The 15973-nt window shown below is 61.0% G+C and carries 16 protein-coding genes and 1 pseudogene; 9 read left to right on the top strand and 8 right to left on the bottom strand.

Going from position 1 to position 15973, the window contains the following annotated elements; translation table 11 throughout:
• The 3 genes from EOA78_RS31170 to EOA78_RS31160 form a co-directional block, all read right to left on the bottom strand.
• Positions 1-1069, bottom strand: a 1069-nt coding sequence (locus EOA78_RS31170; protein ID WP_206533537.1) for a calcium-binding protein, incomplete at its 3' end; no start/stop codon positions are given.
• 707 nt (positions 1070-1776) lie between these two features.
• Positions 1777-2436, bottom strand: a complete 660-nt coding sequence (locus tag EOA78_RS31165) for a DUF2161 family putative PD-(D/E)XK-type phosphodiesterase (protein WP_127319116.1) — start codon at positions 2434-2436, stop codon at positions 1777-1779.
• Between the two features lie 144 nt (positions 2437-2580).
• The gene (locus EOA78_RS31160; RefSeq protein WP_127319114.1) at positions 2581-2877 is read right to left on the bottom strand and encodes a DUF982 domain-containing protein; all 297 of its coding nucleotides are present in this window, start codon (positions 2875-2877) and stop codon (positions 2581-2583) included.
• Between the two features lie 234 nt (positions 2878-3111).
• Here EOA78_RS31160 and map point away from each other — a divergent pair, with 234 nt between their 5' ends.
• Positions 3112-3939, top strand: coding sequence for a type I methionyl aminopeptidase (map, locus tag EOA78_RS31155; RefSeq protein ID WP_127319112.1), 828 nt, complete (start codon positions 3112-3114; stop codon positions 3937-3939).
• Between the two features lie 49 nt (positions 3940-3988).
• Complete coding sequence (gene radC, locus EOA78_RS31150) at positions 3989-4744, top strand: DNA repair protein RadC (RefSeq protein WP_127319110.1); 756 nt, start codon at positions 3989-3991, stop codon at positions 4742-4744.
• Positions 4745-4795: 51 nt separating this feature from the next.
• On the opposite strand, the gene EOA78_RS31145 is transcribed toward radC, so the two are convergent.
• A complete protein-coding gene (locus EOA78_RS31145) occupies positions 4796-6205 on the bottom strand; it encodes an MFS transporter (protein WP_127319118.1) in 1410 nt (469 codons plus the stop codon).
• A 169-nt stretch (positions 6206-6374) separates the two neighbouring features.
• Here EOA78_RS31145 and EOA78_RS31140 point away from each other — a divergent pair, with 169 nt between their 5' ends.
• Positions 6375-7283 (top strand): LysR family transcriptional regulator, encoded by a 909-nt coding sequence (locus EOA78_RS31140; protein WP_127319108.1) that lies wholly within the window; start codon positions 6375-6377, stop codon positions 7281-7283.
• Between the two features lie 27 nt (positions 7284-7310).
• Here EOA78_RS31140 and EOA78_RS31135 read toward each other — a convergent pair whose 3' ends face one another.
• Complete coding sequence (locus tag EOA78_RS31135; RefSeq protein WP_127319106.1) at positions 7311-7835, bottom strand: hypothetical protein; 525 nt, start codon at positions 7833-7835, stop codon at positions 7311-7313.
• Between the two features lie 455 nt (positions 7836-8290).
• Between EOA78_RS31135 and coxB the strand changes: the two genes are divergently transcribed.
• The 6 genes from coxB to EOA78_RS31105 all read left to right on the top strand — a co-directional run bounded on the left by coxB (position 8291) and on the right by EOA78_RS31105 (position 13494).
• Positions 8291-9106 (top strand): cytochrome c oxidase subunit II, encoded by an 816-nt coding sequence (coxB, locus tag EOA78_RS31130; protein WP_127319104.1) that lies wholly within the window; start codon positions 8291-8293, stop codon positions 9104-9106.
• A gap of 86 nt (positions 9107-9192) precedes the next feature.
• On the top strand, positions 9193-10962 hold the full coding sequence (gene ctaD / locus EOA78_RS31125; RefSeq protein WP_127319102.1) for a cytochrome c oxidase subunit I: 1770 nt from the start codon (positions 9193-9195) through the stop codon (positions 10960-10962).
• Entirely contained in the window at positions 10959-11663 is a 705-nt protein-coding gene (locus EOA78_RS31120) for a cytochrome c oxidase subunit 3 (protein ID WP_127319100.1), read from the top strand. The genes ctaD and EOA78_RS31120 overlap by 4 nt, the downstream gene beginning before the upstream one ends.
• Before the next feature lie 13 nt (positions 11664-11676).
• Positions 11677-12399 (top strand): heme-copper oxidase subunit III family protein, encoded by a 723-nt coding sequence (locus EOA78_RS31115; protein ID WP_127319098.1) that lies wholly within the window; start codon positions 11677-11679, stop codon positions 12397-12399.
• A 25-nt stretch (positions 12400-12424) separates the two neighbouring features.
• Positions 12425-12829, top strand: a complete 405-nt coding sequence (locus EOA78_RS31110; protein WP_127319096.1) for a cytochrome C oxidase subunit IV family protein — start codon at positions 12425-12427, stop codon at positions 12827-12829.
• A 191-nt stretch (positions 12830-13020) separates the two neighbouring features.
• Positions 13021-13494 (top strand): aminoacyl-tRNA deacylase, encoded by a 474-nt coding sequence (locus EOA78_RS31105; RefSeq protein ID WP_065007814.1) that lies wholly within the window; start codon positions 13021-13023, stop codon positions 13492-13494.
• Positions 13495-13549: 55 nt separating this feature from the next.
• Here the strand turns inward: EOA78_RS31105 and EOA78_RS31100 are convergent, their stop codons facing one another.
• The 3 genes and pseudogenes from EOA78_RS31100 to EOA78_RS37485 all read right to left on the bottom strand — a co-directional run.
• Entirely contained in the window at positions 13550-14368 is an 819-nt protein-coding gene (locus EOA78_RS31100; RefSeq protein WP_127319094.1) for a DUF2189 domain-containing protein, read from the bottom strand.
• Between the two features lie 412 nt (positions 14369-14780).
• The gene (locus EOA78_RS31095) at positions 14781-15725 is read right to left on the bottom strand and encodes a heme o synthase (RefSeq protein WP_127319092.1); all 945 of its coding nucleotides are present in this window, start codon (positions 15723-15725) and stop codon (positions 14781-14783) included.
• Between the two features lie 111 nt (positions 15726-15836).
• Positions 15837-15973 (bottom strand): annotated as a pseudogene (locus tag EOA78_RS37485) (cytochrome c family protein); the annotation flags it as partial.

Raw genomic sequence — 15973 nt, 5'->3', positions numbered from 1 at the left:
GGACCGCCGCTTCCGACGTCACTGATGACAGCTCTACCGTGACGTCGGAAGCGGCGGCCGCAGTAGCGCTGTCGTCGCTGATGGTGGTGTCGGAAGCGGCGGCCGCAGTAGAGCTGTCGTCGCTCGTGGTGGTGTCGGAAGCGGCGGCCGCAGTAGAGCTGTCGTCGCTCGTGGTGGTGTCGGAAGCGGCGGCCGCAGTAGAGCTGTCGTCGCTCGTGGTGGTGTCGGAAGCGGCGGCCGCAGCGGCGCTGTCGTCGCTGATGGTGGCGTCGGCAGGGAGAGTCACGGTAGAGCTGTCATCAGTGACGTCGGAAGCGGCGGTCCCGGCGGTGCTGAGATTGTGTTCCCGGAAGACGGCTTGCAGTTCCGGCGAGCTTTCAAGCGCGACGTCGCCTTCCTGCGAACCCCAGGCATAGGCAAAGTCGAATTCGGGCGACGGAACCAGTTCGTCCCAGTGCTCCATCATCGTCTGCAGCTGGTCCGTCGTCGGCATGACATATTTGCCGCCCGTGTTGGTCGTCCAATTGCCGCCGCCAAAGGTCTGATGGACCGGGACGATCTGGCTGACCGGGATGCCCGACTCCACCGCAGCAGCCACGGTTCTGTCGATCATGTCGTAGTCGACCGTGTCTGTGCCGGTGCGCACCGGATAAGCGCTTATGCCAAACAGATCGATATGCGTGTTGTCATAGTTGTAGGTGTTGGAAAAATCCGGGTTTTCGGCAGACCCCATGTCCATCGCGGTGATGAAGGTCTTGGCGTCTGGCATGCGAGCGTGGATCCAGTCGGATTCGGCTTTCAGATCCTCAGCGTCTACCTTTGTGTGGTATTGGCCGGTGGGATCCGGCTCGTCGACGAGAAAAAACCCGTACACCTTGGGATTGCCAAGGAAGGGGGTGACTTTGTCGATAAAGGACTGGGTCACGCCCTCGCCCTCGTTGAGCCAGACCATAGCCTTCATGCCATCCGGCAGCTCGTTGACCTGCTCGACGGTTTGAACGTCGACCAGATTGAAACCGGCGCTTGCGACTTCTGTGGCGGACCCACCTGCTGCGAAATGAAGTGCCATTGATAATCCTTTTTTTCTTAGCGCCCCGCGGTGCCTGCCTACTCGACGGCGTATATTAGCGCCAAATCACATACCCACACCCCTCTGATAGAATTTTTGAGATTTTTGGTATTGCATCGAGTGCCGCAGGCCGGACTTCACCGCACAAAGTGCGCGCTCCTGCCAAGGTCGAATTCGTGAAAAACAATCCGTAGACAGTCTTGATGAACTACCGGAATATTCTTTTTTTGTTCCTAGGCGTGCCGATCCGTTCGACGCGCTTGGTAACGCAAATATCAACATTTGTTGTTTCTGGCTGCTGCCTTCACTGTCTCCTGCCGCCGCATTTGCTCGATTTTTGCGCTCTGGCGTGGCAGTGACAATGGAGGCGACGCGCTGGCCGCCTCATAGCCAGTTTGGACTATTTGTTTGAACAATCTTGCCGCGGGCGATCTCAGTTTGCGATATCTCGCCAGCGACGGTGCCCATTACCGCGTTTGAGTTCGACGCAACTCATCTTGTCGTATTTGGCGGCATCGACGGGTGTGTGCACAAGGCAGATGAGCAACTCGGAAGAGGCTGTCACGTTTCGCCTGGTGCAATAATGCTTTCCACGGCCAGCGACAACCGATACAGCCCGCGCCGACTCTGATCGTTGCCAAGTCGGGAGAGGTTCGTTGTCTCCCCTGCCCGCGGCAAGCTGCTCAAACAAACTCGGCGCCGCCTCGCTATGAAGCCGGTTGGGGCCAGCGCTGTAACGCAGCGCGGCCAACGTCCGTCAGAGCATAGACGCCGCGCTCGGCCCTGGCGAACCAGCCATAGACATTGTGAAGCAGGATCTTGGCGGCGCGTGGTGAAATGGTTTTCAAGTCGCGCGGGCGCTTCGGGCCGTCGACCATCGCAGCGGCGCAGGCCAACGCATCCTGCCGGTAAGCGGTCATTATCGGCGTACGCGAGCCGCCGCCGACTACAGGGTCGCCGCGCCGGCGACGATGCTCGTCCACGAGGCGCGATCTTCGTCTCGGGTCTCGCCGGGGCGGCAAGGCGGCCGGGCTGAGCAGCAATTCGACGTTGCCGGCGCAACCAACCCCCAGAAGCCCGAACCCGAGCCGCCGGCAGAGTGCGCGGAACCGTCGATCATGCTCGCGGCCTTTGCCGCGGGCCGACATCCGCGCCGCGAGCCAGACCTCATCGCATGACGCAGCACGATCGACACCTTGAAGTATGAGTTCGAGGTTGAACTGCAATTTCAATTCGCAGATAACGACCACAGGCGGCTCGCCGTCACGCAGTCCCACGACATCGCAGCCGTCGACTTCGCCTTTGACGGTGAATTCCAGGCTCTCAAGAAACCGCTTCACCGGGATGTAGAGAGACGTTTCCTGCATGCCGGAGCCATAACCGATTCGTGACTGGCTGGCACAGCACCACCGAAGGGCATGATGCCGCTCTGGGGCAGATTTGCCGCTCGTCGAACGCATGGAAGTGTGGGATGCATTAAGCAGTTCGCTGGGGACTGCCCGGCTCGGCCGCTAAGCCCTCAGCACCCTTGCCTCGCCTCCGCGCTTGCGCGGAACCAGCATGTCCCTGGCCAGGAGGCGGCTTACCCGGCAGAACGCCATGAACGCCCGGCAAGCATCCTCGGTCTCGACTAGGTCGACCGTGGCGCCAAAGCAGGCATTGAACGCGGCCTGATAGACCGGGCCCTGCCGGCGAACCGGCCAGCCTTGCAGGAAATCCAGCGCCTGTTCGACGCTGTAGATTTCCTCGACCGGCAGGCCAGGCGCTGTCGTGATGCGCACCGGCACCTCGAATTGCAATCTGTCCATTCGTGTCTCTCCAAAACGCGTTCCCCACTTGTTGCTCAGAAATATGTCGTCAGTGCGGACGAACACCCCGGCACAGGCTGGACAGGCACAGGATGAAGCCGCAAGACATGAATATCGGCGGCTTGAGCCCATCGCCGGCAGTTCGTCCTTGAACCTGGCGCCGTCCGGTGCCAAATCTGAGAGACTTTTCGCGCGGGCTCATCAGAAGCCCTTTCTTCCGGCAAGACGGACACAATGGTCACCTATCTCGACGCCGCCGCGGCACCACTCAGAAACACCGGCCAGATCCGCCTCTACGGCGAAGAGGGCTTTGCCGGCATGCGCAAGGCATGCGACCTCACCGCACGCTGCCTCGACGAACTGGTGTCGATCGTCGCGCCGGGCGTTACCACTGAAACCATCGACCGCTTCGTCTTCGAATTCGGCATGGATCACGGCGCATTGCCGGCGACGCTCAACTATCGCGGCTACACGAAGTCATCCTGCACCTCGATCAACCACGTCGTCTGCCACGGCATTCCCGACAACAAGCCGTTGAAGGACGGCGACATCGTCAACATCGACGTCACCTACATCCTCGATGGCTGGCATGGCGATTCCTCGCGCATGTATCCGGTTGGCACGATCAAGCGCGCCGCCGAGCGCCTGCTCGAGGTCACGCATGAATGCCTGATGCGCGGCATCGCCGCGATCAGGCCCGGCGCCCGCACCGGCGCCATCGGCGCCGCCATCCAGACCTATGCCGAAGGCGAGCGCTGCTCGGTGGTGCGCGATTTCTGCGGCCACGGCGTCGGCCAGCTCTTTCACGATGCGCCGAACATCCTGCACTATGGCAGCGCCAGCGAGGGCGTCGAGATGCGGCCGGGCATGATCTTTACCGTCGAACCGATGATCAATCTCGGCCGGCCGCACGTAAAAGTGCTGTCGGACGGCTGGACAGCGGTGACGCGCGACCGCTCGCTGTCGGCGCAATATGAGCACACGATCGGCGTCACCGAGACCGGATGCGAGATTTTCACGCTGTCGCCGAAAAACCTCGACCGCCCCGGCCTGCCGGCCTAGTGTTTCTCCCGGCGCCGGACCTTTCCGGTCAAGGGGATGCAGGCGGTCTATGGGGACAAAGAGCGACGACGAGCGGAGTTTCTTCTCCGAAAATCAGATCCAGCCTCCAGCAAAAACCAAGGCGACCGAAGAAAAGCCGCATTATCTCGGTCATCGCGACCGCTTGCGCCAACGGTTCGCGGCCGCGGGTTCCGACGCCCTCCCCGACTACGAATTGCTGGAGCTCTTGCTCTTCCGCCTGATCCCCCGCGCCGACACCAAGCCCGTCGCCAAGGCGCTGCTGGCGCGTTTCGGCACGCTTGCCGAGGTGCTTGGCGCGCCTGTCGCGCGACTTGAGGAGGTCAGGGGCATCGGCCCGGCGGTGGCGCTCGATCTGAAGATCGTTGCCGCGGCCGCCCAACGCGCGGCACGTAGCGAGATCAAAGGCCGCGAGGTCTTGTCGTCCTGGACGCAGGTTCTCGGATACTGCCGGTCGGTAATGGCCTTCGAGGAGCGCGAGCAGTTCCGTATCCTGTTTCTCGACAAGAAGAACGCGCTGATCGCCGACGAGGTGCAGCAGGTCGGTACCGTCGACCACACGCCTGTCTATCCGCGCGAAGTGGTCAAGCGCGCGCTCGAACTCTCCGCCACGGCGATCATACTGGCGCATAACCATCCGTCAGGCGATCCGACGCCGTCGCGCGCCGACATCGAGATGACCAAGCTGGTCATCGAGACGGCCAAACCGCTCGGCATTGCCGTCCATGATCACATCATCATCGGCAAGAAGGGGCATGCCAGCATGAAGGGCCTGCTGCTGATCTGACGCCCTGCTTGAAGATACGTCGGCTTTTCGCCGAAAGCGTCCCGTCTCGTGTCATGACACGCCAGACAGCGAAGGACGTGCCGTGAGAGCGCGGCTTCCAACCGCGATGGCGAGCGCGACGACGATCAGTATAGCCGCGACCGCAAACGTGATCCGCATACCGGCGGCAACGGCCTCGGGGCGCGCCGTTGTGATGTCGATCGCCTCTGAGGCGAACGCGAACACAGCACCCATAACGGATGCGCCGGTGATGAGCCCGAGATTGCGCGACAAATTGAGCAAGCCGGAAACGACGCCCCGCTGGTCCGGGCGGATATCCGACATCACGGCGGTGTTGTTGGCTGTTTGGAACAGCGCATAGCCCGATGTGATGACTGCGATTGGGGCGACGTAGCCGGGGATGCCTGATATTGCCGGCATCACGGATAGAATGAAGCAACCGGCGGCTATCGCGATGAGCCCAATGGTGGTCATGCGCCCAGCGCCAAAACGGTCGGCTATGCGACCAGCTGGCACACCGGTCAGTGCGGCGACAAGCGGACCGACCGACATGACAACGCCAACGAGAGCCGCGTCGAGCCCGAGCGCACGAGACAGATAGAACGGCCCGACCACCAGTGTCGCCATCATCACCGTCGCAACGAGTGCGCTCGTGGCGAGGCTCGTACTCAGCGTCGCATTGCGGAAAGCGGCCAGTCGGATCAATGGCGACGCCACTCTTGCCTGCACAAGCACAAAGAAGCCGGCTCCGAAAACGGCTGCCACCAACAGAGCCATATTGAGCGAACCAAAACCGCCACGCCCGATCGTCATCGCGAGCGCATAGGCGCCAAGCGCCAAGGCAAGCAGCAGCGTGCCCACAACGTCGAAGCCGGTCCGATCCGTCTTCGGCCCCCGCCGATCAGCCGGCAGGTAGCGATAGGCGAGAACAAGGCCCAGCAAACCCAGCGGCACGTTGACGAGGAAGATCGCCCGCCAACCCGCTCCGGCAATCAGAAGACCGCCGAGCGACGGACCGAGAGCGGTGCCGATCGCCGACATCGTTCCGAGCAGCCCCATAGCGCTGCCGGTCCTTGCCTTCGGAACGGTATCACCGACGAAAGCCATGGTGAGGGCCATCATGATTGCCGCCCCCAAGCCCTGCACCGCCCGGGCGGCAATCAGCAGCCAGAGCGTCGGCGCGACACCACAAAGGACCGAAGCCGTCGTGAACAGGAACAGTCCGGCCAGCAGCAGGCGCCGGCGGCTGGTGACGTCACCAAGCCGTCCGACGCTGACGATCAGGGTGGTGATGGCGAGGAGATAAGCCAGCACGATCCACTGGACTTCCTGGAATGAGGCGTTGAACGCCTGCGCCAAGGTCGGCAAGGCAACATTGGCGATGCTGATGCCAAGTGAGGACAGCAACATCGACAGCGAAAGGCTGGCGAGCGCCCACCGAACTGAGGGTGCCCGTTCCATATTTTCGGCGTCGATTGGCTTCAACGTGAACTCCGTTTTCTGGCGGCTCCTGAAACGGAGCTGACAGACAGGTAGCCCCTTGCTTGATGTGGCGTAAGGCGCGTCATTTGCACTTGATCATTGCGTTTGACGCTATGTCAGGGCGGCCCGACCATGGTACGATCCGTTGATGTCGCATCCCGATCTCAATCTGCTTGTCACCCTTGATGTGCTGCTGACGGAAGGCAGTGTGGCACGCGCCGCCAGAAGGCTGCGGCTGAGCCCGTCGGCGATGAGCCGGGCGCTGGCGCGATTGCGTGAGACGACGGGCGATCCGCTGCTGGTCAGGGCTGGACGCGGTCTCGTTCCCACACCCCGAGCCCTCGAGCTCCGCGAGCGCGTCGGTCAGCTTGTGCAGGACGCCGAAGCCGTTCTGCGTCCTGTTGAAACGCTCGACCTGAAACGGCTTGTGCGGACCTTCACGCTCAGAAACCAGGACGGCTTCGTTGAGAATTTCGGACCGGATCTCATTGCGCGCGTCGGCCAACAGGCACCGGGCGTGCGGCTGCGGTTTGTCCTGAAGCCGGACAAGGACAATACGCCCCTGCGCGACGGCAGCGTAGATCTTGAAACGGGCGTCGTCGGAAAGACCACGGGACCTGAGGTGCGCGCGCAAGCGCTGTTCCGTGATCGTTTCGTCGGTGTCGTCCGCATGGGGCATCCATTGTGCAAGCTGACGATCACCCCTGCCCGTTACGCAGCAGGCCGGCACATCCTCATCTCCCGTCGCGGGCTCGACAGGGGGCAGATCGACGATGCCTTTGAGCCACTAGGGTTGAAACGAGAGATCGTGACGGTCGTCGGCGGTTTTTCGGAAGCTCTGGCTCTGGCGCGCGCCTCGGACCTGATCGCCAGCGTTCCCGAACGATATACGGGGAACCTGCGCGACGGCATGTACTGTTTCCCTCTGCCGGTTCCCCTGCCGGAAATCACGGTTTCACTTTTGTGGCACCCGCGGCTCGATGCCGATCAGGCGCACCGCTGGCTGCGCGGGTGCGTTCGAGACGTTTGCGCCGGAATAACTCACTGGATTTCTTAGTGGTTGAGGCGAGCGTTGCTGATCCGATCACGGCAACTCGGTGTTGCAGGTGCCGGCGATCTGGCCGACCGCCTCGCTGAACCCGGCAAGGTCGAAATCGGCCTCGCCTCGCCCCGACAGCAGCCCGAACCGCCAGGACAGCTGGAGCCGGTCTGCGGAAACCAATCGCCTGATCCCGTCGGCACCATCCCGAACCAGCCTCCTCCCCCGCGGGCCGACCGACCAGCTTTCGTTGACCTTGCTGGCCTTGTCGACGGTCACCGACACGGTGATGGTCCGGCTGGCGGAGACGGCATCGTTCAACTGCAGCCATTCGCTCCAGCGCGGTTCGCCATTCGCCCGACAGGCAATGGTGAGGATCGGGCTGTAGCTTAAGGCGCCCCCGCCTGTGATGAGCTTGTTGGTAGCATGGAGCGAAGCCGTGACCAGGCCATCGCTGCCGGTGTCGAACCGCCAATTGTCAAGGACGCTGTCGGCCCGGGCGATACCGCAGACCGAGGCGAAGAGGAACGCTGTGGCGACCGCGCCTCCGATGCCGACGAATAGTCTCAACGATCCCTCCAACGACCCTTCACTTTGCAACTCGGCACAGATAATGATCAAAACATCGTATCGCCAGCCGCCAACCGCTGCTTGGGCGCGAATCTGTCGCTTATCGCATCGGCCCGAGAATCGGGTTCGATTCTCGGACGCACGATGCGTAGATAGTGAAAATTCGTTCAGAGTTTCTGCGTCCAAGTGGACGCACGTCGCTTTAAGGCGACTATGAAAAAGGATGCATTGAGGGCGGTCTTTCATAATTCGGCGCAATGCCGTGTTGTTCGGCGCCCTTGGCAGCTTTTTCTTCGCTGCAGCCTTCTTCTTCTTGGGTTCTTCCGCGTCATCGCCATTGCGTTTTCGGCTGACCGGAAGACCGCACTAGAATTTCGACGGGAAATCGAGCTATGATGCATTTGGCATTTTCCGGGGCGGCTTCGCGCCCTTGGAATGCCGGGAGGAAACGGGATATGGCCATCGCGCTTGTACTCGTTTTGGTAGTTGTGGGCTCAGTGTTGTTTCACTTCCTGAGCCCATGGTGGTGGACGCCGATTGCCTCTAACTGGGACTATATCGACAACACCATCATCATCACCTTCTGGATCACCGGCGTCGTCTTCGCCGCCGTCGTCCTATTCATGGCCTATTGCGTCTTCCGCTTCCGTCATCGGGAAGGGAACCAGGCGGCATACGAACCCGAGAACAAGCGGCTCGAATGGTGGCTGACGATCGTCACCGCAATCGGGGTCACGGCCATGCTGGTTCCCGGCCTGTTCGTCTGGAACCAGTTCGTCAGCGTCCCAAGCGACGCAACAGTGGTCGAAGTCGTCGGCCAGCAATGGCAATGGAGTTTCCGCCTGCCCGGCAAGGACGGCAAGCTCGGCACATCCGACACCCGCAACGTCAGCCCTGAAAATCCCTTGGGCGTGAACGCCAGTGATGCCAACGGTCAGGACGATGTCGTCGTCGAAGCCGCCGATCTGCATCTGCCGGTCGGCAAGCCGGTCAAGATGCTGCTCCGCTCGATCGACGTGCTGCATGATTTCTATGTCCCTGAATTTCGCGCCAAGATGGACATGATCCCGGGCTCGGTCACCTATTTCTGGTTCACCCCGACCAAGACCGGAACCTTCCAGGTCCTGTGCGCCGAACTTTGCGGCCAGGGGCACCCGCTGATGAATGGCGTGGTCATGGTCGACACGCAGGAAGATTATCTGGCGTGGCTCGGCGAACAGCAGACTTTCGCGCAATTGTCGGCCCCCCAGCAGGTGGGCTCGGCAGAGTAGACGCCGGGAAAGACGGCGACGTGGGTTGAAAATTGCGGCAGGGCTCGAAACTGTCGAGTCTGCCGAAAAGGGCACGGAGTGTTCTTATGGTCGATATCACACCTGCAGATGCGGTACCGCCGGCCGAAGTCGCGGAGATGGAACTCTACCATCCGCACAGCTGGTGGACCAAATACGTCTTCTCGCAGGACGCCAAGGTCATCGCCATTCAGTATTCGGCGACGGCCACGGCAATCGGCATGGTGGCGCTGGTGCTGTCCTGGATGATGCGGCTGCAGCTCGGCTTCCCCGGCACGTTCGACTTCATCACCCCGGAAGCCTACTACCAGTTCATCACCATGCACGGCATGATCATGGTGATCTACCTGCTCACGGCACTCTTCCTGGGTGGCTTCGGCAACTACCTGATCCCACTGATGGTCGGCGCACGCGACATGGTCTTTCCCTATGTCAACATGCTGAGCTACTGGATTTACCTGCTTGCCGTACTCGTTTTGGTGTCGAGCTTCTTTGCGCCCGGCGGACCGACGGGTGCCGGCTGGACGCTCTACCCGCCGCAGGCGATCATGACCGGCACACCAGGCGGCCAGGACTGGGGCATCATCCTGATGCTCGTCTCGCTGATCCTGTTCATCATCGGCTTCACGATGGGCGGCTTGAACTATGTCGTGACGGTGCTGCAGGCCCGCACACGCGGCATGACGCTGATGCGCCTGCCGCTGACCGTCTGGGGTATCTTCACCGCGACCGTCATGGCGCTGCTCGCCTTCCCGGCGCTGTTTGTCGCCTGCGTGATGATGCTGTTCGACCGTGCGCTCGGCACCAGCTTCTTCATGCCGGCGATCGTCGAGATGGGTGAACAATTGCAGCACGGCGGCGGCAGCCCGATCCTGTTCCAGCATCTGTTCTGGTTCTTCGGCCACCCCGAGGTCTACATCGTGGCGCTGCCGGCCTTCGGCATCGTATCCGACCTGATCAGCACCCATGCGCGCAAGAACATCTTCGGCTACCGGATGATGGTCTGGGCCATCGTCGGCATCGGCGCGCTGAGCTTCGTGGTCTGGGCGCACCACATGTATGTCAGCGGCATGCATCCCTATTTCGGCTTCTTCTTCGCCACCACGACATTGATCATTGCCGTCCCGACCGCGATCAAGGTCTACAATTGGGTGCTGACGCTGTGGCGCGGCGACATCCACCTCACCGTGCCGATGCTTTTTGCCCTGGCCTTCATCGTCACCTTCGTCAATGGCGGGCTGACCGGACTGTTTCTCGGCAACGTCGTCGTCGACGTTCCGCTATCGGACACGATGTTCGTCGTTGCCCATTTTCACATGGTCATGGGCGTTGCCCCGATCCTGGTGATCTTCGGAGCGATCTATCACTGGTACCCGAAGGTCACTGGCCGGATGCTGAACGAGGCCATGGGCCAGTTCCATTTCTGGGTCACCTTCCTCGGTGCCTATCTGATTTTCTTTCCCATGCACTACATCGGCCTGATGGGCGTGCCGCGCCGCTACCACGAACTGACCAACACGGCGGTGATGACCGAGTCAGCCCACGATCTGAACGCGTTCATCAGCATCATGGCGTTCCTCGTCGGCTTTGCCCAGGTCGTGTTCCTGTTCAATCTGATCTGGAGCATCCGCCACGGCCGGGAGGCCGGCGGCAATCCGTGGCGCGCCACGACACTCGAATGGCAGACGCCCGAAACACCGCCCGCCCATGGCAATTTCGGCAAGGAACTGCCGATCGTCTATCGCTGGGCCTATGACTACAGCGTGCCGGGCGCCAAGGAGGATTTTATCCCGCAAAATATGCCGGGCTCCTTCGGATCCTCCAGGGAGCCGGCATGAGCGTCATTCTGGTCTTCCTCCTCGTGATCGCCGGCTTTGCCGGATGGTGGCTTTCCCACCAGCGGCTGATGGCCAAGCCATGGCTCGAGCAAGGTATGATCGGTGATGTCATCGGCCGGGAAGGATCAGCGCTGCCGACCGCCAAGATCGGCCTCGGCGTCTTCCTCGCCGTCGTCGGCTGCCTGTTTGCACTCTTCACCAGCGCCTATTTCATGCGCATGGCGCTGTCGGACTGGCAGGCGCTGCCGCTGCCGCGCGTGCTCTGGTTCAACACCGGCGTGCTGGTCCTGAGCAGCATCGCGCTGCGATGCGCCTCGGTCGCTGCGCGCCGGGGCCAAATCGACACGGTCAGGCTCGGCCTGGTCACGGCCGGGCTCACCGCGCTTGCCTTCCTGATCGGACAGCTTGTGGCATGGCGGGAACTGACCGCCGACGGCTACTTGCTGACCGCCAATCCGGCCAACAGTTTTTTCTACCTGATAACCGGGATGCATGGCCTGCACTTACTGGGAGGGCTGGTGGGTCTGAGCAGAACAACTGCCGGCGCCTGGAACGGAGCACGGCCGGAGCGGCTTCGCCTCAGCGTCGAATTGTGCGCCATGTACTGGGATTTCCTGCTTTTCGTCTGGCTCGCTATTTTCGCGCTTCTGGCCGGCTGGGCCGCGACTTTCATCGAGATTTGCCGACAGTTGCTGACCTAGGAGGGCCGGACGGATGGCAGACACGACACTGACGCATACTGGCCAAGCACAGCCGCGGCCGGCGGGCTTGCAAGGCGTCGCCGCCGACTGGTCTTCGGATCAGCGCGCGTTCAAAAACGTGTCCTGGGGCAAGGCCATGATGTGGATCTTCCTGCTCAGCGACACCTTCGTCTTCGGCTGCTTCCTGCTCTCCTACATGACCGCGCGCATGTCTACCCGAGTGCCGTGGCCCAATCCGAGCGAGGTCTTTGCCCTTCACATTGGCGGCTCGAATATTCCACTGATCCTTATCGCCATCATGACCTTCGTGCTGATCTCGAGCAGCGGAACGATGGCCATGGCGGTGAATTTCGGCTATCGCCACGACCGCCGCAAGACTGCGATCCTCATGCTTTTGACCGCAGCACTCGGCGCGACCTTCGTCGGGATGCAGGCCTTCGAATGGACCAAACTGATCACCGAAGGGGTACGGCCCTGGGGCAATCCGTGGGGTGCGGCGCAGTTCGGATCATCCTTCTTCATGATCACCGGCTTTCACGGCACCCATGTGACGTTCGGGGTGATCTTCCTGATCATCGTGGCGCGAAAGGTCTGGCGCGGCGATTACGACACGGGACGGCCTGGTTTCTTCACCAGCCGCAAGGGCCACTACGAGCACGTCGAGATCATGGGGCTCTACTGGCATTTCGTCGACCTGGTCTGGGTATTCATTTTCGCATTCTTCTATCTTTGGTGAGAAGCAGCATCTTTGAGAGGCAGATATGGCTGAGGTAACCGCAAACGGCCTGGCGCAACACACGCTTCACGGAGCTCAAGCGCATGATCCGGCGGCAACCGGCACCGCCCCCGCGGAAGTTCATCAGGAGCACCCGATCAAGCTCTATCTGGTGGTCTGGGCATGGCTGTTCATCCTCAGCGCCTGCTCCTATCTGGTCGATTATGTCGGCCTCCAGGGCTATCTCAGATGGTCGCTGATCCTGATCTTCATGATGCTCAAGGCCGGGCTGATCGTCGCGGTCTTCATGCACATGGCCTGGGAACGGCTGGCGCTGACATATGCGATCATATTGCCGCCGATATTGGTGCTGGTGTTCGTGGCGATGATGGTCTTCGAATCGGATTACACGCTTCTCACCCGGACCGTGTTTTTTGGGTCCGAGCCCTGACGCGCAATCCACGTACAGGGTTTGTCGACGGCGTCGCCCGTCAAGAGCAGGAAGCGCTATTTTGGGGCCGCTCCTGTGCGCCTTGAAACAATCGACAGCTGGCCCATTTTTGTTGGTAGGGGAAACGACAGAAGCAGAATGATTGTCCTCGTTTCCACATGCGTCGCGAACTCCAGCGAGGGAGGCTCAAGATGACGATCGCAAACAGACTGAAGGACTTTATCGACGAGAAAGGAATTTCTTACGACACCGTCGAGCACCACCGCACCTCGACAAGCAGGCAGTCCGCCATAGCGGCGCATGTGCCCGGCAGCATAATGGCCAAATCGGTGGTCGTTCACCACGACGGTGGCTATGCGCTGGCCGTGGTGCCCAGCACGCACAGGATCGAGCTCGGCACGTTGCAGGACGTCATGGACCAGCGAATCGGACTCGCCTCCGAAGACGAGGTGGTTTCGCTCTTCGAGGATTGCGACACCGGCGCCATCCCGCCGATCGGCGCGGCCTACGATGTGCCGGTGATTCTCGATGAAAGCCTCGGCAATGCCGCCGACATCTATTTCGAGGGCGGTGACCACAGGACGCTTGTGCATGTCAGCGGCAAGGATTTCCGCAACCTGACCAGCGACGCACAGCAAGCCCGCTTTAGCTACCCGGCTTATTGAAGGCTCAGGCCTTGCCGTACCGGGCGCGCTCGCCGGTGCGGCAAGGCGGGATTTTTCAGCTCGCCGGTTTGGTGGAAGTCGGCGATTCCACTACTTTGCGATAGACGTGCCAGGTGGCGTGACCGAGGATCGGCAGCACGACCGCCAACCCGGCAAACACCGGCAGCGAGCCTATGATCAGGGCGACGGCGACGATCAGGCCCCACACTGCCATCACAATCGGGTTCGCCAGGACAACGCGCACCGAGGTGTGGATGGCTTCATAGGCGCCGACGTCGCGGTCGAGCAACAACGGGAACGCGACGACCGTGGTGCACAATACGACCGCGGCGAAGACGAAGCCGATGGCGTGGCCCAGGATAATCAGCGTCCAGCCGCGTCCGGTGGCGAATATTTCACTGATGAAGCTGGAGAGCGATTCCGGCGGGGCCGGGCCGAACACCTGCTCGTAAAATATTTGCGCGGTCAAAAGCCAGGCGATGAAGATCGCAAGCAGCATTATCCCGACCGCCGCGATGGCCGGCAGCGCCGGAGAATTCCTGACCTCGAAAGCGTGGCCCCAGGAGGCGTCGAGTCCGGCTTCCCGCCTGCGGCTGATCTCATACAGGCCGATCGCCGCGAACGGACCGATCAGCGCAAAACCTGACACCAGGGGAAACAATAGCGGCAGCGCATTGTTGCCCGACGTCCATACAGCGAGCACGACGCCGACAAGCGGATAGATCAGGCAGAGGAAAACGATATGCGACGGTTTGACCATAAAATCGTCGACCCCTCGCTTGAGCGCGTCGAAAAGGTCGGAAACGCCGATCTTTCGTATTCTGGTGTGCTCCAGCGTCTCGCTGGCGCCTGCAATCACGTGAAAACTTGCCATGACCATTCCTCCAGACCAGGTCCGGTAAGGTCGCGATTCCACGGTGCTGCCGTTCAGCGTAACTGGCCACGCAAAACCGCGACCTGCACCATGGTCAACATACGCTCTTGCATGGGATTTGTCGCCGCCCTTTGTCTGAGGGGACGGCTCCGGTGATCCGGCTAGCTCTAACGGCCTTTCTTCGATATTCTCCAAGCCGGGTTGAAGGGTGAAGGTCATGGATGGAAAGACCGTTCTCATGCTCGGCCTTGGCGTAGTTATACTGCTGTTGCTGGGGTTCTGCGCAGTGCCAACGTGAGGTTTGAGCAGGTTCGGGGCGGACCTCGTTCAGCAATCGCCGATTGGCCGTCTCAATCCGGCAGGCAATCCGAAAACATCAGGATTCGATGCAGCCACGAGGCAGGTCACGCCGTCAATTTCCGGCTGACGTGAGGATACGCATGGCAATGGTATCGGCAAGCAGCACGGCAAAGATCGCGAAAAGATAGAAAATCGAATAGGCAAACAGCGCCTTTGCGCGTTTCATCTCCCACCCTTCAATACACCTTTCGATCAGAAGCTTCCAGGCATGCCAGATGAAACCCGCGCCCAATGCGGCCGAAACGAGCCCGTACAATCCGCTCGCGAATCCAAAAGCCCAAGGGAGCACGCCGATTGGTGCCAGGATCAGTGAATAGACGAAGATTTGTTTTCTGGTCGAAGCCTGACCGGCCACGTTCGGCATCATGGGAATGCCGGCGGCAGCATAGTCGCCGATCTTGAACAGCGCTAGCGCCCAGAAATGCGGCGGCGTCCAGAGGAAAATGATCAGAAACAGGATGAGACTTTCAGCCCCGACGGCGCCGGTGGCCGCCGCCCACCCGATCACCGGAGGAAGGGCACCCGCGGCGCCGCCTATGACAATATTCTGCGGCGTCGAGCGTTTCAGCCACATCGTGTAGATGACGACGTAGAAGAAGATGGTGAAGGCCAGCAGCGATGCGGCAAGCCACCCCACCAGCACGCCGAGCGTCATGACCGAAAGTACGGAAAGCACCAGACCGAAGCCGAGAGCTTCGCCTGGCATGACCCGGCCTGACGGGACCGGCCGCTTTGATGTGCGCGACATCAGCGCATCAATATCGGCATCGTACCACATGTTGAGTGCCCCGGCCGCTCCCGCTCCAACCGCAATTGCGCCAATTGCAATCACGGCGATGACCGGATTCATCGCCCCAGGCGCCACCAACAGGCCGACGAAGGCGGTAAAAACAGCAAGCGCCATGACGCGTGGTTTCAGAAGCGCGAAGAAATCACTGACCGTTGCTTCAGATATCTGGATACCGGTATCCTTGAGGCCTCTTTCCCGCGCCGACATTTCAGGCGACCACCGATGGGGACAGGCAATCTGGCCGCGCCATCGGCCGGCGGAAGAACCGGGTTACTTCCTGGCGGAAGAACCGGGTTACTTCCTGGCGGAAGAACCGGGTCATTTGGAAAATTGTTTCAGATAGGCGATGACGTTGGCGAGGTCCTCATCCTTCTTGAGGCCGGGAAACGCCATCTTCGTACCTTTGATCATAGCCTTCGGGTCGCGAAGGTAGGCCGTCAGCGTGGCGTCATCCC

This window comes from Mesorhizobium sp. M5C.F.Cr.IN.023.01.1.1, from assembly GCF_003997585.1.
Classification (GTDB): domain Bacteria; phylum Pseudomonadota; class Alphaproteobacteria; order Rhizobiales; family Rhizobiaceae; genus Mesorhizobium; species Mesorhizobium wenxiniae.
This window is presented reverse-complemented; position numbering and strand designations above follow the sequence as displayed.

Excerpts from the sequence above, each read along its gene's own strand:
- EOA78_RS31165 (WP_127319116.1), bottom strand. The coding sequence starts at position 2,436 with ATGCAGGAAACGTCTCTCTACATCCCGGTGAAGCGGTTTCTTGAGAGC.
- EOA78_RS31160 (WP_127319114.1), bottom strand. The coding sequence starts at position 2,877 with ATGGACAGATTGCAATTCGAGGTGCCGGTGCGCATCACGACAGCGCCT.
- map (WP_127319112.1), top strand. The coding sequence starts at position 3,112 with ATGGTCACCTATCTCGACGCCGCCGCGGCACCACTCAGAAACACCGGC.
- radC (WP_127319110.1), top strand. The coding sequence starts at position 3,989 with ATGGGGACAAAGAGCGACGACGAGCGGAGTTTCTTCTCCGAAAATCAG.
- EOA78_RS31145 (WP_127319118.1), bottom strand. The coding sequence starts at position 6,205 with ATGGAACGGGCACCCTCAGTTCGGTGGGCGCTCGCCAGCCTTTCGCTG.
- EOA78_RS31140 (WP_127319108.1), top strand. The coding sequence starts at position 6,375 with ATGTCGCATCCCGATCTCAATCTGCTTGTCACCCTTGATGTGCTGCTG.
- coxB (WP_127319104.1), top strand. The coding sequence starts at position 8,291 with ATGGCCATCGCGCTTGTACTCGTTTTGGTAGTTGTGGGCTCAGTGTTG.
- ctaD (WP_127319102.1), top strand. The coding sequence starts at position 9,193 with ATGGTCGATATCACACCTGCAGATGCGGTACCGCCGGCCGAAGTCGCG.
- EOA78_RS31120 (WP_127319100.1), top strand. The coding sequence starts at position 10,959 with ATGAGCGTCATTCTGGTCTTCCTCCTCGTGATCGCCGGCTTTGCCGGA.
- EOA78_RS31115 (WP_127319098.1), top strand. The coding sequence starts at position 11,677 with ATGGCAGACACGACACTGACGCATACTGGCCAAGCACAGCCGCGGCCG.
- EOA78_RS31110 (WP_127319096.1), top strand. The coding sequence starts at position 12,425 with ATGGCTGAGGTAACCGCAAACGGCCTGGCGCAACACACGCTTCACGGA.
- EOA78_RS31105 (WP_065007814.1), top strand. The coding sequence starts at position 13,021 with ATGACGATCGCAAACAGACTGAAGGACTTTATCGACGAGAAAGGAATT.
- EOA78_RS31100 (WP_127319094.1), bottom strand. The coding sequence starts at position 14,368 with ATGGCAAGTTTTCACGTGATTGCAGGCGCCAGCGAGACGCTGGAGCAC.
- EOA78_RS31095 (WP_127319092.1), bottom strand. The coding sequence starts at position 15,725 with ATGTCGGCGCGGGAAAGAGGCCTCAAGGATACCGGTATCCAGATATCT.